The 19357-nt window shown below is 59.8% G+C and carries 19 protein-coding genes and 7 pseudogenes; 9 read left to right on the forward strand and 17 right to left on the reverse strand.

The genetic code is table 11. The features are described from left to right. Positions 1 to 833 precede the first annotated feature (833 nt). Positions 834 to 1835, reverse strand: coding sequence for an IS30 family transposase (locus ASD01_RS32955; protein WP_060644966.1), 1002 nt, complete (start codon positions 1833 to 1835; stop codon positions 834 to 836). Between the two features lie 194 nt (positions 1836 to 2029). Between ASD01_RS32955 and ASD01_RS32960 the strand changes: the two genes are divergently transcribed. The 7 genes from ASD01_RS32960 (at position 2030) to ASD01_RS32990 (ending at position 6621) form a co-directional block, all read left to right on the forward strand. Further along, positions 2030 to 2488 carry an MgtC/SapB family protein gene (locus ASD01_RS32960; RefSeq protein ID WP_060645007.1) on the forward strand — a complete coding sequence of 153 codons (459 nt, stop codon included), beginning with the start codon at positions 2030 to 2032 and terminating at the stop codon, positions 2486 to 2488. 213 nt (positions 2489 to 2701) lie between these two features. Beyond that, positions 2702 to 3088: a response regulator gene (locus ASD01_RS32965; protein WP_060645008.1), complete on the forward strand. Its 387-nt coding sequence runs from the start codon at positions 2702 to 2704 to the stop codon at positions 3086 to 3088. A 229-nt stretch (positions 3089 to 3317) separates the two neighbouring features. After that, positions 3318 to 3497, forward strand: coding sequence for a hypothetical protein (locus ASD01_RS32970; RefSeq protein WP_060644967.1), 180 nt, complete (start codon positions 3318 to 3320; stop codon positions 3495 to 3497). Beyond that, the gene (xth, locus tag ASD01_RS32975; RefSeq protein WP_060644968.1) at positions 3494 to 4294 is read left to right on the forward strand and encodes an exodeoxyribonuclease III; all 801 of its coding nucleotides are present in this window, start codon (positions 3494 to 3496) and stop codon (positions 4292 to 4294) included. Before ASD01_RS32970 ends, xth begins: the two co-directional genes overlap by 4 nt. Beyond that, on the forward strand, positions 4291 to 4533 hold the full coding sequence (locus ASD01_RS32980) for a hypothetical protein (protein ID WP_060644969.1): 243 nt from the start codon (positions 4291 to 4293) through the stop codon (positions 4531 to 4533). Before xth ends, ASD01_RS32980 begins: the two co-directional genes overlap by 4 nt. 39 nt (positions 4534 to 4572) lie before the next feature. Beyond that, positions 4573 to 5823, forward strand: a complete 1251-nt coding sequence (locus ASD01_RS32985) for a cation:proton antiporter (RefSeq protein ID WP_034803260.1) — start codon at positions 4573 to 4575, stop codon at positions 5821 to 5823. A 114-nt stretch (positions 5824 to 5937) separates the two neighbouring features. After that, positions 5938 to 6621 (forward strand): alpha/beta hydrolase, encoded by a 684-nt coding sequence (locus ASD01_RS32990; RefSeq protein ID WP_244495329.1) that lies wholly within the window; start codon positions 5938 to 5940, stop codon positions 6619 to 6621. Positions 6622 to 6939: 318 nt separating this feature from the next. Here ASD01_RS32990 and ASD01_RS32995 read toward each other — a convergent pair whose 3' ends face one another. Beyond that, on the reverse strand, positions 6940 to 7335 hold the full coding sequence (locus tag ASD01_RS32995; RefSeq protein ID WP_063979551.1) for a hypothetical protein: 396 nt from the start codon (positions 7333 to 7335) through the stop codon (positions 6940 to 6942). A gap of 207 nt (positions 7336 to 7542) precedes the next feature. Here ASD01_RS32995 and ASD01_RS37705 point away from each other — a divergent pair. Next, positions 7543 to 7947 (forward strand): annotated as a pseudogene (locus ASD01_RS37705) (transposase); the annotation flags it as partial. Positions 7948 to 8102: 155 nt separating this feature from the next. Here ASD01_RS37705 and ASD01_RS33005 read toward each other — a convergent pair. Together ASD01_RS33005 and ASD01_RS35145 are read right to left on the reverse strand one after the other, a co-directional pair. Next, a complete protein-coding gene (locus tag ASD01_RS33005; protein WP_060644973.1) occupies positions 8103 to 9965 on the reverse strand; it encodes an adenylate/guanylate cyclase domain-containing protein in 1863 nt (620 codons plus the stop codon). A 118-nt stretch (positions 9966 to 10083) separates the two neighbouring features. Next, a pseudogene (locus ASD01_RS35145) lies at positions 10084 to 10489 on the reverse strand (IS21 family transposase); the annotation flags it as partial. Between the two features lie 176 nt (positions 10490 to 10665). On the opposite strand from ASD01_RS35145, the pseudogene ASD01_RS37105 reads away from it, so the two are divergent. Continuing rightward, positions 10666 to 11610: pseudogene (locus ASD01_RS37105) on the forward strand (PAS domain S-box protein); the annotation flags it as partial. A gap of 492 nt (positions 11611 to 12102) precedes the next feature. On the opposite strand, the gene ASD01_RS33030 reads toward ASD01_RS37105, so the two are convergent. From ASD01_RS33030 to ASD01_RS33080, 13 genes and pseudogenes are all read right to left on the reverse strand, one after another. Then, positions 12103 to 12606, reverse strand: a complete 504-nt coding sequence (locus tag ASD01_RS33030) for a response regulator (RefSeq protein WP_082584729.1) — start codon at positions 12604 to 12606, stop codon at positions 12103 to 12105. A gap of 90 nt (positions 12607 to 12696) precedes the next feature. Continuing rightward, the gene (locus tag ASD01_RS33035) at positions 12697 to 13128 is read right to left on the reverse strand and encodes a CHRD domain-containing protein (protein WP_060645010.1); all 432 of its coding nucleotides are present in this window, start codon (positions 13126 to 13128) and stop codon (positions 12697 to 12699) included. Positions 13129 to 13440: 312 nt separating this feature from the next. Further along, positions 13441 to 14462 (reverse strand): annotated as a pseudogene (locus ASD01_RS33045) (extracellular catalytic domain type 1 short-chain-length polyhydroxyalkanoate depolymerase). A 123-nt stretch (positions 14463 to 14585) separates the two neighbouring features. Next, a complete protein-coding gene (locus tag ASD01_RS37710) occupies positions 14586 to 14783 on the reverse strand; it encodes a hypothetical protein (protein ID WP_458574516.1) in 198 nt (65 codons plus the stop codon). Then, positions 14728 to 14916, reverse strand: a complete 189-nt coding sequence (locus ASD01_RS37715) for a hypothetical protein (protein ID WP_458574517.1) — start codon at positions 14914 to 14916, stop codon at positions 14728 to 14730. The genes ASD01_RS37710 and ASD01_RS37715 overlap by 56 nt, the downstream gene beginning before the upstream one ends. After that, positions 14913 to 15050: an oxidoreductase gene (locus ASD01_RS37720; RefSeq protein WP_457579605.1), complete on the reverse strand. Its 138-nt coding sequence runs from the start codon at positions 15048 to 15050 to the stop codon at positions 14913 to 14915. The genes ASD01_RS37715 and ASD01_RS37720 overlap by 4 nt, the downstream gene beginning before the upstream one ends. Positions 15051 to 15226: 176 nt before the next feature. Then, complete coding sequence (locus ASD01_RS37115) at positions 15227 to 15457, reverse strand: hypothetical protein (RefSeq protein WP_060644980.1); 231 nt, start codon at positions 15455 to 15457, stop codon at positions 15227 to 15229. A 44-nt stretch (positions 15458 to 15501) separates the two neighbouring features. Then, a complete protein-coding gene (locus ASD01_RS37120; RefSeq protein WP_244495331.1) occupies positions 15502 to 16065 on the reverse strand; it encodes a hypothetical protein in 564 nt (187 codons plus the stop codon). A 79-nt stretch (positions 16066 to 16144) separates the two neighbouring features. Next, positions 16145 to 16423: pseudogene (locus ASD01_RS37125) on the reverse strand (Gfo/Idh/MocA family protein); the annotation flags it as partial. Between the two features lie 219 nt (positions 16424 to 16642). Next, a pseudogene (locus ASD01_RS37725) lies at positions 16643 to 16699 on the reverse strand (putative quinol monooxygenase); the annotation flags it as partial. 156 nt (positions 16700 to 16855) lie between these two features. Then, complete coding sequence (locus ASD01_RS33070) at positions 16856 to 17695, reverse strand: type 1 glutamine amidotransferase domain-containing protein (RefSeq protein ID WP_060645012.1); 840 nt, start codon at positions 17693 to 17695, stop codon at positions 16856 to 16858. Positions 17696 to 17778: 83 nt separating this feature from the next. Then, positions 17779 to 18471, reverse strand: a pseudogene (locus ASD01_RS33075) (type 1 glutamine amidotransferase domain-containing protein). 143 nt (positions 18472 to 18614) lie between these two features. Further along, positions 18615 to 19178 carry an SDR family oxidoreductase gene (locus tag ASD01_RS33080; protein ID WP_156623727.1) on the reverse strand — a complete coding sequence of 188 codons (564 nt, stop codon included), beginning with the start codon at positions 19176 to 19178 and terminating at the stop codon, positions 18615 to 18617. Between the last annotated feature and the right edge of the window lie 179 nt (positions 19179 to 19357).

The following is a 19357-nucleotide window of genomic DNA, read 5'->3' on the forward strand; positions in this document are numbered from 1 at the left end:
ATCGCTCAAGTGCAAGGCAAGGCGTTCGCGAGAACTTGATTGCGGAGGTCGCCGAAGTGTTCCGGCCAATCGACTGTGGAAGCGATCGCGACGGCACGCTTGAAACTGAGTGACGCGTTTGTTCATGAATTTGCAGGTTTGGGCTGCAAAAGCGTGCCCCCAGATCGGGGGCAGTTTCTGTTCTTGTCTTTTCGACCGTTTCTAGGCAGACCATCAGGTCTGCTCAGTGGAGCGATTTAGTCGTCGCAATACCGCTTGCGCGTGCGGCTTGGCTCTCAAAAAGAGATCCCTCTCGCCACATGGCAGCTTCGAACAGTGCCGTTTCTTCTCGATTGCCTGCCCGAAACTCGTTCATCAGGTAGTGGGCAAGAAGGTCCGCGCGCGCGGCATCGGATGCGAAAGGAGATATCACTGCGTGGCGCGCTCGATTAGCTGCCATAGATCGCATGTGCTTATTGGAACGGGACATAAATGGGCGCGAACACATGCGAGGCTGTAATCGGCGTCGGGCGACCTTAGCTGTCACCCGCCCTTTGCTTCCACTCTGTAACATCGTGAGCTACAGCCCTCGGAGGCAGTATCGCCCGTTAACAATGCCGGACCGGTTGAGAGAAAGTCGATCAGCACCGAATGCCTCCTGTCGGGCGGGCGCGATGATGGCGTCTATGACCGACATGGAGGCGCAATGCTGCCGTTCACAGACTTAAGCGTGGACGTCGCCTTAGGGACGGACAGGATCCTGCTCCCACGAACCCTGCACGGCTTGTTGCTGTGATGTTCACCTTCGGGAGATCCTAACTGAAGTGCAACACGCCGGTTTTCAGGGTAGGGGTTCAGCCTCCCTCTTGCAAATGTGCCCGGAACACTTCGGCGGGTGTTCTGTAGTCGAGGCACTTTCTCGGCTGGTCGTTGAGATGGCGAGCAAGCTGGATGAGCTTGCGTTGCGACACGTCTGCAAGGTCGGTATCGCCTGGCATGTATCGACGGATGCGCTTGTTGATGTTTTCCACGGCACCTTTCTGCCACGGCGCGCTGGGGTCACAAAACCAGCTCCGCGCGCCGATGCCATCTTCCAAAGCCCTGAAGCCGGCAAACTCCGTGCCGCGATCAAAGGTGAAACTCTGCCGGGCAAAGGCTGGCAAGGGAGAGAACGTTTCGATGATGTTGTCCATGATCGGCCGCGAGTGGCGGCTCTGGTTCTTGATCATGACGGTGTAGCGGCTCTTGCGCTCGATCAGTGAGGTTAGGTTGGCGTTGCCCAAATCACGTTGGAAGATCAACAAGTCGCCTTCCCAATGCCCAAACTGCGAACGATCACCAATGAAATCAGGACGTTGCGATATCCTGCAGTCAGCGGGAAAAGTGCCGTCGCGCGGCTTCCTCGAGCCGCGGGGGCGGCGTTTGCGGCGGCCTTCCGACAGATGCTGATAGAGCTCCAGCGCCTGATCGTCCTTGCCGTAGATGAAGCGATAGATCGTCTCGGTACAGACCCGCACGGCGCTCACGCCATCGGCGAGCAGACGACCGGCGATCTGTTGCGGGGACCAAAGCGCCTTCAGCTGCTCGATCACCAGTTCGCGCAATTGTGGGTGCCGCACAAGCTTCCTCAAACGCTGCCGCCGCTCTTTGCGGATATCGTCAGCAACGGTCGGGAAGTAACCGCTATAGTCGGGCAGCTCGCGATCGCGGAAGGTGTTGCGCCGGATCTCACGATAAATCGTCGATCGATGACGACCAACTTCGCGTGCCATTTCTTTGATCGGCAGTTTTCGTTCGACGAAGTGGAAGAGGCGGCGTCGATCGGCCAGATTCAGCTGCGAATAGCGTCGGGGCATGCCAAAATCTCCAAGGGGAAACCATTGAAATCATTGGCATGTCGCACTTCAAATTAGAATGTACCTTCTGGGCCAGGAAGATCGCATAATGTATCGACTGGAAGTCTGGCTTCGCCTACGTTGCCAGGGCCATCCGCTTGATGTGTTGGTCTGCGCTTCTATGTGCTGTCGACAACAACGAGGGAGGATGGAATTTGATCGATCAGCTTGCCGCACTAGGAGTAACATTCGATGTCATTCCACATCTTGGCGCGCTCGTGGGCGCATATTTACTGTCGCTTCCTATCGGATGGGACCGGGAAAAGGGCGAAAGAAGCGCGGGGTTGCGCACATTCCCACTCGTCGCCATAGCGAGTTGCGGATTTATACAGGCCACCGAACGCTTGACCACGGGAAGCCCGGAAGCCACAGCCCGGATCGTCGAAGGGCTGATCACTGGCATGGGGTTCATCGGAGGCGGAGCTATCCTTGTTGTCAAAGCAAGCGTGCGTGGAACTGCGACAGCAGCGAGCCTTTGGGCGACAGGCGCGATCGGCACCTCCGTGGGTCTCGGCGCTTACGACGTAGCAATCGTGCTCTCAGTCATGACTTTCCTCACCCTTCGCCTCAATGCCAATCTCAAACCAGACGGCCCCGAGAACAAACCGGATTGAATTGCCTTCATCCGGAGCGACAACAATTATCGCTGCCCCGTTTTACCGCGACCGCACAGGGATTCTCTGGTTCTTCCGTACAAGCGCGCCGGCATGGCAGGGGCGAGCGACGATCGTTGGCATTTTATTAAGTTTGTTGGCAAAGAGTCCAATTCACGGGCGCCCTTTCTTCGTGGGGAGCGCGGTGAGAGCCAACGAGCTTCGGAGGCGAGAATGTATCAGCGCACCGTCCTAGTGGTAGACGATGAGCCGTTGATCCGGATGACATTGGGGGATTTCCTCGCAGACGAAGGATTTGCAGTGCTAGAGGCGTCGAATGTCCTGGAGGCTGTCGCGGTGCTGGGTCGGCATCGGATCGACGCGCTGATCACCGACGTGGACATGCCCGGCGCGTTGAACGGCTTTGATCTGGTGAAACTGGTTCACAGCTACACGGCAGGTGTCGCCGTGATCGTCACTTCGGGTGGCCATACCGCGGCTGAAATCGACGGACATCGCGTCTCCTTTCTGGCGAAGCCCTACCGGATGGATGCCATTCTGGAGGAACTGGAGAAGCGGATGCCACCATTCCTGCATTCAGCGACGGCCATGAGCGGCTGACGAGCGTTTGCCAAGGCCTTGAAAGCGGGAAGCGATTGCAAGCTCTAGCCAGCGCTCACTCTTCTTTCGGAGCGGGGCTGGAAAGGTCGAGAGGTAGTTGAGAGCGAGGCCGGGGATACACAGGCCTGAACGCGTCGAGATGAACCCGAGTTTGCCGTTACACCCAACGCGGTCGGGCTGTAACTTTTCCTCTTTCCGTGCGTTTCCATCGACAACCAGGGAGGCACGCATGTCAAAGAGAGAACTGATCGATACCGGAACCGACAAGCGCTACGTCCGGCGGGACGAAGACGGCAAGTTCAAAGAATCAGTGGATGTGAGTCGATCCTTGTCCGCTGACAAACGCCAAAAGGCGAAACACGACGCAAAACCCGGGGAGGGCGACAAGGGCGATCATGAGTCCAAGTGAAAATCGCGACTTACAACGTCAACGGTGTCAACGGGCGCCTGGAAGTGCTGTTGAGTTGGCTTGAACGGGCCTCGCCTGACGTCGTGTGTTTACAGGAGTTGAAGGCCCCTGACGCCAAATTCCCCGTCAAAGCTATTGAGGCGGCAGGCTACGGTGCCATCTGGCACGGTCAGAAAGGTTGGAACGGGGTAGCAATCCTCGAAAAAGGTCGCGAACCGCTACTTATCCGTAGGGGACTTGCCGGAGACCCCGACGATTTGCATAGCCGCTACGTCGAAGCGGCTATCGACGGCATGGTGATTGGCTGTCTCTACTTGCCGAACGGCAATCCCTACCCAGGGCCAAAATTCGACTACAAGCTCGCCTGGTTCAAGCGCCTGGCGGAGTATGCTGACGAACTGCTCGCCCTGAAAGTCCCCGTCGTTCTTGCCGGCGACTACAACGTCATGCCTACCGAACTGGATGTCTACAAGCCCGAGCGATGGGTGGATGACGCGTTGTTCCGGGTAGAGGTTCGCGATGCATACCGGGAACTCGTCGAACAGGGGTGGACTGACGCACTTCGCCATCTGAACCCGGGGAAGCGGGTTTATACGTTCTGGGACTATTTCCGGAATGCATACGGCCGGGATGCAGGCTTGAGGATTGACCATTTCCTTCTCAGTCCCGGGGTTGCCGAAAGGCTCGTCAAGGCGGGCGTCGATAAGGACGTCCGAGGCTGGGAACACACCAGCGACCATGCCCCGGTTTGGATCGAACTCGCAGATGACATGCCGAAAAGAAGGAGGAGAAAATGACCAACCATACGCACTCCAGGGAATGGAAGGATGACCTCAGGCTGAAGCTGGAAGAACTCATTGATACGTTCGTAGTCGAAGGTGTCCGACAGGAAGACATCTTCGACGCCATCCGCGATCAGCTCCCAGGCCTCCGTGACGCGCTCGCGCGTGATCCCGATCCGGCTGAAGACAGTTCTTGCGGTATCCTCGACGAGCCGTCAAACGACTGGCCAAGTGCCATTTCAGGGAAAGATTGAGGCTATCGCGTCTTCGGGTTCCAGCAGAAAGCAGGATGAATGGACGCCTACATCGTTACGCTGACGGTCCTCGGCTTCGTTGTCCTCCTGACGGCGTGGCTGCCGATGGCGTTCCGGCGTCTTCCTCTCTCGCTCCCGATAGCCTGTCTCGCCATCGGCACGCTGTTGGCCTTGTCTCCCTTTCCCCTGCTGCCGCGCTTCAATCCTCTGGAAAATCGGGAGTTCACCGAACGGATGACCGAGATTGTCGTCATCGTCGCGTTGATGGGGGCGGGGCTGAAACTTGACCGTCCCTTCGGTTGGCAGCGCTGGGGGACAACCTGGCGTCTTCTAGGTTTAGCGATGCCTCTGACCATTGCCGCACTCGCTTTCCTCGGGTTTTGGATACTGGGTCTCGGCCTTGCGTCGGCGCTCCTGTTTGGAGCCTCGCTCGCGCCGACAGATCCCGTGCTCGCCAGCGACGTCCAGGTCGGACCGCCGCGGTCAGGAGAGGAGGACGAGGTTCGTTTCGCCCTGACGTCGGAGGCGGGCCTGAACGACGGGCTTGCATTTCCGTTCGTTCACCTTGCCGTTGCCATTGCACTGGCAGCGAAGGAGGGGACTGACGTCCTTGCACACTGGGCCGCGCTCGACGTCGCATGGCGGCTCGGTGCGGGCACCGCTTTAGGTTGGGGGCTGGGCAAACTGTTTGGAGTCCTTTCGTTTCGAATGCGTGGCGGCGGACTTGCGAAAACGCAGGACGGGTTTGTCGCTCTTGGCATGACGTTCGTTACTTACGGGCTTACCCAGCTCGTCGGCGGATACGGCTTTGTCGCGGTGTTTCTCGCGGCCGTGGCGTTCCGGGCGAGCGAGCGGGACAACGACTTCCACGAGCAGCTTCACGATTTCGCCGAACAAATTGAACGGTTGTTGATGATGGTACTTTTGGTATGCCTTGGATCGGTCGCCGTTAGCGGTCAGCTCTTGGCTGCCGTCGACTGGCGCGTAGGCGTCGTTGCGGTGCTCGCGCTCCTGTTGGTCCGACCTCTTATCGGCTGGCTGTGCCTGGTCGGGTCGGGGCATTCGCCAGGAGAAACCGCGGTGATCGCAGTCTTTGGGATCAGAGGCCTCGGATCGATCTACTACCTTGCCTACGCAACGGGACAGGCGGAGTTCGATGGATTCGAGACAATCTGGGCTACGGTAGTACTGATCGTGCTGGCTTCAATCGTGGTCCACGGCATAACCGTAACTCCGACGATGCGCTGGATCGACAGAAGAGGGCCTTCGTCCAGTGGGGAGCCGTCATGATGACGCCATGGGACACTTGCGCTATCTTCCGCCCTCGTCGGGCTCGCTGTCCTGTTAGCCGCCATCGCAATTTCACTGGACGCCGAAGCTTCGGCGTGGCCGCATCGGATCGCTTTGAAGTCGACTTCATCCGACAACCCGAACTCAACCGTCCAGTATGTCGAAAGCGTCGTGAGCTCGCGCGATGCAAACCGCAAGGCAGAACGTCCTCGTCATCTGGTGATCTTCTTTCACGGTATCGGAGCAAGAGGCACGCAGATGGGCGGTCTGGGCGGTTCCTGGAAGTCCACTCTACCCAACACGGTTTTCGCATACCCTGACGCGCCGTTTCCAACCAGATCGGGTGGTCGGCAATGGTTTGCCGTCGATAACGACGTCATGCGGCCGGAGCGTATCGCGGCGGCCCGGCGGGCATTCGATGACCTCGTTTCCGAGATCGTTGAAAGGCAAGGCTTCGAGAACGATTTGAAGAACGTCGCATTCGTCGCCGTTTCCCAAGGCGCGATTATGGCTCTCGACGGCGTCGCCTCCGGTCGATGGAAGATTGGAGCACTCGTGAGTTTCGCGGGAATATTGCCGCTGCCCCCGACATCCTCTTCGAGAGCCACGCCGATCCTTCTAATGCATGGCGGGGCTGATAGGACAATTCCCCCCGCGGCCGCTGCGGCTGCATCGCGGCAGCTGAACGCGGCCGGATTCGATGTCACGTATAAGCTCTTCCCGGAAGTCGGTCACACGATCTCCGCCGAGGAGGCCAAGGAGGCCGCTGACTTCCTGCGCGGCCGCTTCAGCCGATAACTTATCGGCGTCGGAGAGACGGAAGTCTGGCCGCGGCGGTTCCGAGATCAAGCCGTTCATGCGTGAGATCCTCCCGCCTCGCGCTCGTAATCCAGGTCTCTGGTGAGCGGCCGCCTCTAGGGGGCGTTTCGTGGCGTGCCAGGCTAATCCGGCGTCGCTATGGCAGAATGGCTAGATGGAACCAGCGGAGCAGAACGAAGATCCCAAACTCAAGCGGAAATATCGCCCGCGGCGCTCCGCGCTCCGGGATGTGCAGCCTCATGCGCTAACATTATCGATAGGGTCTAACGGAATATTTCCGGTTTCGGCCCGTCATTTTCACTGCGTCTTCTCGGTCCCAGTCGGGGCCACCGATTGCGAATCGCCGCCGGTTCCGGATTCCGCCGTGGGATCGCGGTCCGTGGGCGCGGTCTGCTGGGCTTCCCCGGCGGGAGGGGTGTTGTCGATGACCTTCTGCTCGGTCGGTGTCACCCTGGCCTTCGTATCGGTCGTCGTGGCCTGGTTCGATCCGGTGGCGGCGTCGTTGTCGACAGCTTCGCCATAAAGCCCCGCAATAGCCCAGGCGATGACGGCAAGAACAAGACTGCCTATCAGCACCATCAACACTGGCCTCCCAAGCAAACCCTGCCGGGCTTGCACGGGCGTAGTCTCCACGACCTTCTGGGTCTCCACACTCGAAACTCTATCGCCGCGTTCGTCCTTGTAGGTGCTCATAGGATATTCCTCGCGCTCACCTGCCATAACCGCCGGCCCGGTTGAATGTTCCGTCCGCACGCTTCGCGTCACGTCCGCTGTAGAGCGCCCGATCCGCCCGGAAGCCAGGTATCACCCGGTGCGATGGAGCGAGCGGTCACCGACTGAGGGCGCGTCACGCCTTGCTACAGCCGCTTGATTTCTAGTGACCTGATGACAATCTCAGCGCCTTTGCGCCGTGATCGGCGATCGCGTCTGGAAGGGCTGCGCGCGGGCGACGGCCGTGCAGTCCCCACGCACATTAAGGCGCAAATCTCCCGAGAACTCGATCGTCTCTAGTTGGTGCTGGAGCAGGTCAAGGCAGTAGAAGCTGAACGGGATGCGCTTATCGCCGAGCAGACGACGAGTTTGCCGGCGCCGCTAAAGGCGCTCGTCGGCATCAGGGTCGTTGGCGCGGAGTTTGCGGCCGTCCTTCATTCTGAGGGCTTGTTCCGGCATTTTGACAACCGCCGTCAGGTTGCCGCCTACGCGGGGCTGGCGCCGTCACCTTGGCAGAGTGGTGCGATCAATCGGGAGCAGGGCGTCTCGAAGGCGGGTAATCCACGGCTGCGAACGGCGATGGTTGAGCTTGCCTGATTATGGCTGCGCTATCAGCCGGACTCCAGGCTGTCGTGCTGGTTTAAGGAGCGTGAAACAAGTGTCAAGACGGCGGCCGGCAACTGTTCTTGCCTTAGCAGAACATTTTTGGGTCGTCAGCCGCAGGATCTCGTCGAAGGTGTTGCTGGTGGCTATCTGGGCAAGCTACTTGGAAGCCCGGCACGGCGAAGGTCCGCGGCGCCCCTTTCGAGGACTGAAGGATCGCGGAAGTTCCAAGTCTGTCGCCAGGACTCTATCGTTGCGGTAGGCACTGTCTTCAGCATCTTCACGACCGCAGCTCTGGCCTCCGCATCGCGTCCGAGGCGCACGTAGGCGATGGCAAGTTGCAACGGAGCGTCGGCAAACTCGGTGGCCTTCAAAGCCTCCACGGCTTCTTCGTTCTTGCCCATCACGATGTAAATGAAACCGCGCACATAGTTGAAGAACCAGGACAAGCCAGGGTCCCGCGCGGCCGCAGCGTCGGTCAACTCGAGCGCCTTTTCTGTTTGACCGGCTTGGAGGAGGATGCTTCCGGCGTCAGTAAGGGTGAACGCGTTGTAGGGTGCTGCGGCGAGCGCCCTGTTCATTGCAGCGACAGCGCCATCATGATCCCGTTTGAGTGTGAGTAGCCAAGCGTTGAGCCAGTTCGCCAGCCTCGTGACCTGCGGGCTCAGGTTTTTGTCTGCCAGGACCTGATTGGCCAATCGCCCCGCTTCCAGGAGGTCAAGCTGCGGCTCAGCACTGTAGAGCAGCGCAACGTTTAACCAGTGAGTCCATCCCAGTTCCACGGTCAGAAGCGGCGAGCCTGGAAATTCCTGCAAACCTTGCCGACAGATCTCACCTGATCGCTCGATGCCTTCCTTCGTGAACAGATTTAACTGGCTTTCCGCGCGCAGGTAATAGTCGTACTCAGCGAGGTTGGTACCGTCCTTGCCCCAAGCCTGAGTGTAATCGGCTTTGCGAATGGCTCCAAATTCACCCGTCATCGCCCCCACGATCTTTCCGGTTAATTCGTCTTGGAGCGCCCATGGATCGGAGCCCGCCTTGTCGAAGCGGTCTGCCCAGACATGGTCGCCCGTGTTGGCGTTGACCAAGTGCGCGATGATGCGAACCCTGTTGCCTTCCTTGCGCACACTGCCTTCGACGACATAGCCGACGCCCAGCTCTTTGCCCATCTGTCGGATATCGCCTTCCTTGCCTTGGTACGCGAAGGACGATGTTCGCGATACGACCGCAATGTCAGAAAAGCGCGACAGGATGGCAATGACGTCGTTCGCCAGGCCTTCTCCCAAGTACGCCAGACTGTTGTCGGCGCTCAGATCCTTGAAGGGAAGTACGGCAACAGACGGGATTGCGGAGGTTCCACCAGAGGAAATCGATAGCGGACCATACGAAACGACCCATATGGCCAACACGGCCGCCCCGATCGCTGCCGGAACTCCAAATACCCACCTGAGCCATCCGGGCCCGCGCTTGTGCAGGCTGCGCCGGCGCGGCGGGGCGTGGAGGCGCACGTGATAGACTTCGATAGGTTCTTCGATGTTCTTGACCTTCTGCCGCCCTGCGGAGTCGAAGCCAAACGCGAGCTTTTTCTCGACCTCCTTCGCTACTTTTCCTGAAACACAGATCCCTCCGACAGGCGCGAGTTGCTCCAGTCTGGCAGCGATGTTCACACCTTCGCCGTATCGATCCTCGCCGTCGACAATTACTTCTCCGATATTGATGCCGATCCGCACGTCAAACCTCTCCTCCAGGGGGACGGCAGCATTTCGCGCGGCCATTCCGCGTTGGAGAGCGACTGCACACTCGACGGCGTCGACAACGCTTCCAAACTCCGCAAGCAGCCCATCACCCATGAGTTTGAAGACGCGGCCGTGATGCCCGGCAATCTCGGGCTCGAAGAGCTCAGTTCGTCGCGTTCGAAGCCGCTCAAAGGTTGCCGCCTCGTCTTGCTCCATGAGTGCGGAGTATCCGACTACGTCGGCTGCCAGGATTGCAGATAATCTGCGCTCCATGTCTTAATCCCCGAACATGAATTCTCCGCCGAAGATTGTACCCGACTCTGCCGTGTATTTCACGTCTGACTAAAAGATCTCAGGGACTTTCTCGACAGGCGCTTGTCCGTGTCGCCGTATCACCGGCCGCGTGATCCTGCCGCATCGTCACAGGCAGCTTCATTGCCCAAGCGCGGTAAAGGTCACAATGCCGACGTAACGATAGCCGTCCGGATAACGGCTGATGTATTCGTCCCAAAGGATCTGCAGCGTCATGTGCTTGCGCTTGAGCTCGCGATGGACCTGCGCCCAGTCTGGCTCAGGGCTCCGACGGTGACCCGCCTTCGTCCCGGCCCCCTTGTAAAGCGCCGCTTCCAGGACGGCATCGCTGACGTCGTCACCCACGGCCACGATAGCCCTGCAACGGCCGCACGCCGCAGCGTCTCGCGCACCGTCGACGGTGCAGCGCCAACCCTGACCGCAATCGACTTGCAGCCAAGTCCTTGTTCGAAACGATATCTCAATATCTCGCGGACACGCCGCATCTCCAAGTCTCTCCGCAGGCATCCCGTTCCTTCCTCGTCACAGTCGAAGGAAAAAACTTCACACCAGCAGAACCCCATGCCAGACGCCGTCCGAAGGGGCGGCATCATCTTGGAATCAGGGGGCGGATTGCCTCGGAATTTGCAGCCTCCTCGACATGCCGCTGGGCAAGGCGCAAATGCCTATTGATCATACCGCATTCGAGAACTTCCAGTTGCCGCGTAACACCGCCATTTTTGAGCCGACGTTTCGCGGGATCGGTGTCGTGCGCTCCGACGACATCCGGGCTGACCCGCGCTATGGCAAGTCGGCTCCTTACCACGGCATGCCACCGGGACATTTGCCAGTCGTCAGCTATCTGGCGGTCCCGGTGGTGCCGCGCTCCGGCGAAGTTTATGGAGGTCTCTTCTTCGGTCACGACCAGCCGGGCGTGTTCACCGCCGAAGCCGAGCAGTTGGTCATCTCGATCGCTGCCCATGCCGCGATTGGGATTGACAATAGTCAGTTGCTGAAGGCGGCCGAGCGCGAGGTCATCGAACTGCGTCAGGCCGAGCGGGTCGCCCAACAGCTTGCCTCGATCGTGGAGTCTTCCGAAGATGCGATCCTGTCGATGGACCTCGGTGGTGTGATTACCAGCTGGAATGCCGGCGCTGGACGGTTGTACGGCTACACGTCCAACGAAGCGATCGGCCGACCGGTCAGTTTTCTCATTCCCGAAGATCGTTTGGGCGAGGAACTCGAGATTCTAACCCAAATCCGCGCGGGCGAACGTGTCGATCATTTCGAAACGATGCGGCGGTGCAAGCACGGCGGCCTCGTTCCGGTCTCGCTGAGGATCTCTCCGTTACGCTACGACGCTGGGGCGATCATCGGTGCCTCGAAGATCGCCCGCGATATCAGCGAGCGAAAGCGGGCTGAGGAGCAAAAGGACCTGCTGGTCCGCGAGATGGCGCACCGCGTGAAGAACCTGTTTATGGTGTTGAGCAGTGTCGTAGCGCTCAGCGCGCGGTCGGCGAACACCGCCGATGAACTCGCGACGGGCGTACGCGCGCGACTGGAATCGTTGGCGCGGGCCCATGCGCTTACATTGCCCACCCCCGGTAATCCGGGCGCCACGGAAGCCCACGTCACCCTGAAAGAGCTTCTTGGCACACTGTTGTCGCCCTACAGCGGCGATAATGGCCACGGGCATCGGGTGTCGTACGAGGATGCGAGTTCCAGCTGTCGCGCTCGGCAATTACGGCGCTCTCTCTGGTTGTGCATGAATTTGCAACGAACGCCGCCAATACGGCGCTTTGTCCATCGACTGCGGACAACTGGACATCAATTGTGTCGATCATGGCGAAACGCTGGAGCTGGTCTGGACCGAGACAGGAGGGCCTACCGTAACGCAGACCGAAACAGAGGGTTTCGGGACGAAACTTGGCAAACTCACGCTCGAACAACAGTTCCGTGGCGAACTCATCCGCATCCGGGATCCGCAGGGGCTCATCCTGCGGCTGAGCATTCCGAAGGATCGATTGCAGCACATTTAGCAGGCCTCCGTCGATCGCCAGCGAAGGTTGTTTGTCGGCGTCATGGCTCGGCCGCTTGCTTGCGTCGGGTTGCCGGTAATCTAGAGAGCCTTCAGCATCTTGATGAGCGCCTCCGGGGTGTACGGTTTCGGAAGAAAAAAGACACCGCTGGCAAGATCGAACGGCCCGAGCGCGATGTGGGCCGAGGTGACCACAACCCTAACCTCCGGGGATTGTGTCCGGACTCGATCCATCAATCCCAAGCCGTCAATCTGGCCAGGCATGTTGACATCTGTAAAAACGGCGTCGACTTGATGGCCACGCAATAGCACGAGTGCTTCGTCAGCACACGAAGCCTCCAAAACCTTAAACCCCGCCGCCTCAAGCGCGTCTGCCGTAGCGAAGCGGATCAGGGCTTTGTCTTCGACGACGAGAACCGTGACAATCCGTGTCCCGAGGGGTGGCTCATAGCTACGGTTGCCTTTGGTTTCCCATTCCGCCACCGCCCGATACCAGTGTTCACGATCCTTTCCGGATGGGCAGCCCTCCTGTTCCCAAATCTGGTGGGCTCGTCGGCTGATCCAATTATAGGCGTCCTGATCCATTTCACTTCCCGACCATGGGTACTCGCTGGGCCGGACAGTCGTGATACCGCTTGCACGCAAATCGTTCAGGCCGTGATCCTCGTCGGGTTTCTATTGTGCTTTTTCCACTTGGCCCCGGATCTCTCCATCAGGGAACTTTTGGGTGTGGACGTTGAGATACCATTTTCCGGACTCTAAATCCGCCCGTTGCTCATCGGTGATTTCAGCCGATCCCGAAGCTATGGCCTTAGAGATGTCGACCACTGGCCCGGCATTCTCTCCAGGAGCCGCGGGGCCATGAAAATGCGCGGCCGTGGCCTCCCCGGACATACCGCTAGTTGTCACTGTCCATGTCAGCTTTTTGGTGGCGGTGTCGAAGGCGACCTCACCCATACCGTGGCCGGCGCTGTCGTTTGGCGGCACTTCGCTTGATCCCTTTAGGTCCGCCTTGAATCTTAAAGTCTCCCCCGAAACGGCGCTCGTAGCCATTAAAGCAGCTACGGCGAGGCCGGCCAGGAGCGTGCTTTTACCGATAGATGTCATCGCGAATGCCTCCATATCTAAGTGCATTTTCAGGCAGCCATCCAACCCTTGAAACTGGCATCGGTTCCAGCGGCAATTCGAGCGGGGGTTGGCTGCGCTTCTTTTGGCGACGGCGGAACGCCCACGGTTACAACGAGCAGAGGCCGAGCGCGCAAACCGCCACTTCGAGGATCGCGCAACCGTCCCGGCTGCAGGCGTAGAGAAGTACGGCGATCATGACGCCCAGAGGTGGGAGATTGTCTCCTACCTCTGGGCGATGGGTCGGATGATGGAGCAGATCGGCATGGCGATGCAGACCCTCCGTTATTTCGATCATACGGGTAAGCGTTTCAGCCCCCAGATGCGCATAAGTTCCTTCGGGCCTGAAATGCCGGCGTCGATGACGTAGGGATCGGCGGCGCGGCTCGAATTGCTCCGCGCAGCACTCACCGGCAGGCCGTGTCCGAAGTGTTTCAGCTGATACAGTGATATTTGCGTTTTGCTCGACCCGTCCCAACGCGTAAGCGTGCCCCACGGCTTTTGCTGTGGCCGACCCGTCGCGGCCTCGATCTTGAGAACGTTCAGCCATTGTGAAACGCAGGCTTCTGCGTTCTGAGGGGCAACGACCCTGTCACCGGTACCCTGCCAAATGGAAATGGGCGGCCAGATTTTCTGGGTCGGCGACACGGCCCGTACGAAGTCACCCCATTCAGCCGGCGATCGGGAACTGCCCGATTTCATCAGACGCATGGCCGATACCGCGTCCCTGGCCGCGCCATACGGCATACCAGCAAATATCGCCACGCCGGCAAAAAGCTTAGGATAGCTCACCAGCAAAGCCGCAGCGAGCGCGCCGCCGGCGGAAAGTCCGGCAATATAAACCCGGGAGCGATCCACGCCGCGGTTCCTGCATGTGTGCTCAATCATTTGTCGGATCGACATAACTTCACCGCGGTCGCGTGTGACTGCGCTCGGGCGAAACCAGTTGAAACAGCGCTGCGTGTTGTTCGTATCGCGTTGCGCGGGTACAAAAGGATAAACCCCCTTTCCGTCGCGAGCCTGGAAAAGCCGCTGGCGTCTGCTAGGCTTTCAGGCGTCTGACGACACCCGTGAAGAATGACGACCAGTGCAGGGTTTGCGGCTACCCGAGGGGGCACGAAGAGCTTCATGGAGAGGCGCCCGGGATTGCTGCCGAATTCTGCAACAGCCATGAGGGCGGCGCGGGGAGCTGCGGCGCGCGGGCGCTGCGTGGACCTGGACTTCTGTTTAAGGTGCAGCGACGCTTCGACGAGGCGTCCAAACTTCTTCTGCGCTCGCAATATTTTCGACAGTGGCTTTGAAATCTTCAAGGTCATGTGCACTTCCTCTGAAGTCTTTCCGTACGGCGCTGATCCGCCGACGAAAGTGGGTAATCCTCCCAACGGCTGAACGATCGCCAGGTCATTTCCCTGGTGTAACGGGCTGCAGCAGCCCCGCTGCTATTGATCCGCGCAGTAATGGTCGCCGCGAAAACCTGCGGGCATTGGTGACGATCCCCGGCTCGCCTGATCCATGATATGAACACAGGCAAGATCGCGCTTCGAAAGTTCCGTCGCGATATGGAGATAAGTTTCCTCGATCTCAGGGTACAGTCCCATCTGGAACAGCTGCCCATAGGGCGACAGACGGATCGCCACACGGTTCGATCCGATCCGGCCGATGGCCGCCTCGACGGTTTCCAGAAGGAAACGCGTTCGATCTTTGAAGCGTCGAGGCTCCGCAGGGATCGGTGCGGTCGTTGACCGTCGGATTGACGAACTGCTCAATCAGATAGCCATTGGCGCCCCACGTATCTCGACGCCGTCGAAGCCGGCCTTGATCGCATTCGTCGCAGCACTGGCGAAGTCGTCTACTACGCGCCGCACTCCCTCGGTTTCCAGGGCGCGCGGCGCGCTCGTCTGCACGAAACCGGGTTGCCGTCCTCATCGAAGGCGAAAGCCATGCTGTTTGCGTCGCGCGCCGGATTGCCAGTGGAGCTGACGGGTGCCTTACCGCCGGGCTGCAAGGAGGTATGAGAAGATGCGGCCGACATGCCAGATCTGGGCGAAGATGGTTCCGCCTTCCGCATGCACTGCATCGGTTACGCCCGCCATGCTTTCACCTGTGCGTCGGACCGGGAACGAAGGCGAAGCCCTGTCCCTCCCGCGAGATCGGCGTTCCTTCTGTCACGATCCAGCACTTGCACGCTGACGGAGTAAAGGGCGGTTTCAGGGTCGGCGATGCCGTCTTTGGCGCGGGCGCGGGTCATGGGGACGAAGCGGTTGTGCAGGGTGCGCCACGCCAGCTCGTAGGGTTCGAACAGGCTGTTCATGGATTTCTCTCTTGTTGTGTTTCAGGTTCAGCGCGGGAGTGGGCTCAACCCCGCGGCTGGATTTGCCGCCAGATCGCGTCGAGGAAGCCTTGCGTCTTTGCGGTCGCTGACAGCCAGGTCTCGCGCGCGGTATCGTCGTCATTGCGGATCAGATCGGCGAAGCTATCGACCATCAGGCCATGCTGCGATTTTTCGCCTGGGGTCTCGATGAAGGCGAAGTCCTTTCTCGTGGCCATACCGGAGCGATGGATGAAACCCGTCGGAATGTCGGGATTGTCGAAGCCGAAGCCGCTCTTCCAGTCGAGGACGAAATCATCCTGTGTCAAGATGCCGGAGGTACCCGCCACCGTGAGGTCCATCACGGCAGCGCCTGCGGTATAGCCGACATCGAAGGTGGCGGTCTTCCCGGCATCGAATTTCAAGACGCCGGTTGCACGGATGACCGCGCCGGACTGCGGGTCCCGCTCGGCAAAGACCTTGATATCTTCGAACGCGTCCGGTGCGAGATATTCGACGACGGCCCGCATCGAATACCCGGCAGCGCCCATCGGCTCGTTGCTCGGGTCGAAGCGGATGTTTTCCCGGTCCGAGAAGGGGAAATAGAACATGGTGTGCAGCGAACGCGAGGGCGAGTGCCGACAGGCGCTTGAAAGATTCCGATGAGTGCAGCGGTTTTTCGATCAGCACATGCTTGCCGGCGGCCAGTGCGCGGCTTGCGACGTCTTCCTTCGCTGACGTCGGGGTCGCGATATAGACGGCGTCGACATCGTCGCGGGCGATCAGCCGGTCTGCACCCTCGACGGCGACGGCACCCGGATAGCTGGCGACGAAATCTTCGGCTTTCGCAAGTGTCCGGCTCGACACGGCGGCAAGCCTCGCCTTGCTGGATGACTGGATTTCCGGAGCGAGGATCTTCGCAATGAAACCCGTCCCGATGATTCCGATCTTCACTTTGGTCATTGTCATGCCTTCCGCCGTCTCAGGCGATATGTTCGAGGGGATGGATCTCGATGTGGGCGATTGTTCCCGGGGGCAGTTGCGCGTTGAAGACGCGGATGGCTTCGCCGGGCATGTGCTGTTCCCAGATCCGGCGGGAGGCCCATTCCTTAGCGAAGACGTAGACCCCTTCTGGTTGAGGTTGCGATGAAGGTGATAGAAGTGGCATCCCACTTCAGCCCGCGTCGCGACCGACAGTTCCGCGGCATATTTTTCGAAGGCGTCTTTCCTGCCGGGTGTGGTCATGACGCGTGCCACGTCCTGATGCTGCTGGTCATTTGTCTGTCCTGTCAGGCTTGCTTCGGCTTGCGATATGGAGCAACGCCCAAGCTGCTGACTGGGGGAAGGAAGCCGAGGCGCCGTTCCCGACCGGGAGCGCCGCTGGCCAATCGTCTGGCTGGTTTATTTCAAGCGCTTGAGCAGCTCTGCCGCTACGGCCGGAGCGGAACCAGGGTTCTGGCCGGTGATCAGTTCACGGTCGGTTACGACGTTGGAAGACCACGGTGCGTCATTGCTGACGAAATCGCCTCCCGCCGCCTGCAATGCCGTCTGTGGATAGAACTTCATCTCCCCGCCATTGAGCAGGCCCTTGGCAATTTCTTCTTCCTGATTGCTGATGACGGTCATCTTGTAGCCCGCATAGATCCAGCCCTCGGCCTTGGCCGAGCCGCTTGTCTCCAGTTTGGTGGTGAAGGCCGTCGCATCGGGCAGGGCCGAGAGGAGCGCGATGGGGCCGTGGCAGGCAAGCGCCGTGGTCTTGCCCTTCGTATGGAAGCCGGCGAGCAGCTTGCCCAGTTCGGGGCTGACGAGAAGATCCTGCATCGGGGCATGACCGCCCGGCACGTAGACCGCATCGAAATGGTCGTAACCGATCTGCTCGACGCGGGCGAGGCTGACGACCGGCGAGGCGTTATCCGAGGTCAGCCTGAGTTTCTCAAGCATGGCGATGCTTTCCTGCATCGCGGCCTCCTCGCCGCCGAAATACATCTTGTCCACGGAGGACTTGTCCAGCGTCGGCGCCGTACCTTTCGGGGTCGCAAAGGTTATGTCGTGACCGGCCTCGGTGAGCGCCTTTACCGGCTGCATCAACTCGTTGAGGTAGAAGCCGGTCTCGAAAACCTTGCCGTCCTTGAGGTCGAGGTGATCGGAATCGGAAAGGACGACCAATACATTGGCGGCCTGTGCGCTGAAGCCACTTGTTCCAAGAGCAAGCGCGAGAGCGAGAGTGCGGATGGGTTTCATGTTTTTCTCCATGCCAAGGCCATTCCCAAACCGCACGGTCAGGGATGGTTGATGATCCGTTATGAGTGATGCGGGGTATTCGGTTATGCGGTCCGCAGGTCGCGGAGCGCTTCGCCGACGCCAGTCGCCGATTGCGGGTTCTGACCGGTGACCAGCCTTCCGTCGACGACGACCTTGGCCGTCCAGTCCGCGGCCGGATGATGATGCGCGCCGCGCGCTACAAGCGTGCTGGCAAGCAGGAAGGGAACCGTCTTGTCCAGCTTGACGACCCGCTCCTCGTCATCGGTGAAAGCCGCGACGTTCTTGCCGGCGACAAGATGCGCGCCGTTGCTCAGCGTAATGTTGACCAGTGCCGCGGGGGGCGTGGCACACGGCGGCGACGACACCGCCCGCCTCGTAGATATTGCGGGCGACGTTGTTGACGGCCAGACTTGTCGGGAAGTCCCACATTGCGCCGTGACCGCCAGCGATGAAGATGGCGGCGTAGTTTTTCGGATCGACGTCGGAAAGGCGAGACGTGTTGCGAACGGCGTAGCGGAAGCCTTCGCTGTTCCAGTAGCGGGCATTGGTCGTGTCATTGAGGTCGAGGCCGTCGACGGGCGGCTCGCCGCCATCGATCGAGGCGAACTCGACCTGGATGCCGGCGGCATCGAGGACGGCGAGGGGATGGGTGACTTCGCCGAGGTAGAAGCCTGTGGGTTCGCCGGTTTCGCCTTAACGCCATGGCTGGTGAGGACGAAGAGAACGGGTTTGATGTCCTGAGTTGCGCTTGTCATGATTTGCTCCTGAAATCGGGGACGAGGTTAGATCGCTTTGGTGGTGTGAACGTATTAAACCTGGAAAGGCGGATAAATGCGCCGCCCGGGAATTCATTTGTTCGCACGGGGACAGAATGGCGGTGAGCAGCACGCAGCGGCGGCTAAGCGAATGGGCTCGCTGTCCTCCTATCGGGTTCGTCCGACGCGAAGTGCCTCAGAGCAATGCCCCTGCCGATCGATGCACCGCCGTCGATAAACAGCGTCTGGCCGGTGATGAAAACAGCATCTTCCGACAGCAGGAACTGGATTGCAGCTGCGACTTCGTCTGGCGTGCCGCCCCGGTGCATGGGAACGCCGGCCAGATACCGTTCTTCGCCCTCGCTCCCCGCAGGATTGCTGGCCCGGAACAGTTCTGTTTCGGTCGGGCCGAGCGCCACAGCGTTGACCGTAATGCCAGTTCGCGCGAGTTCGAGTGCCCATGTCCGGGTGGAGCTCACCAAAGCCGCCTTTGCAGCCGCATAGGCGGTCCACTCGTCGATGCCAAGACTGGAATTATTGACGATACGTCCCCAACCGTTCGTCCGCATCCGAGGCAACGCCGCCTGCGCGGCCTGAATGGCGGGTTGCAGGTTAAGGCGAAGGACCGCATCGAGTGCCTCCGGTTCGACATCGGCAAGGGCTTGCGGAACCCTCAGACTTAAACGTCGCGTGGTCCGGCGTATCAACTGCGCGCCGAGACGAGTCTCGAGACGGGTAATCGCCCTGCTGAGGAGTGATGGCGTCGTCGAAAGCCCGACCGCCCCTCAGTCATCGAGCCTTTTTCAGCAACGGTGACGAATGCCTCAACGTCGCCCAAATGATCAAACCGCCGCCCTATTAGCCCCTTGCGAATAAGTCCGTTTCT

The organism is Ensifer sp. Root423, from assembly GCF_001426275.1.
GTDB lineage: Bacteria > Pseudomonadota > Alphaproteobacteria > Rhizobiales > Rhizobiaceae > Ensifer > Ensifer adhaerens.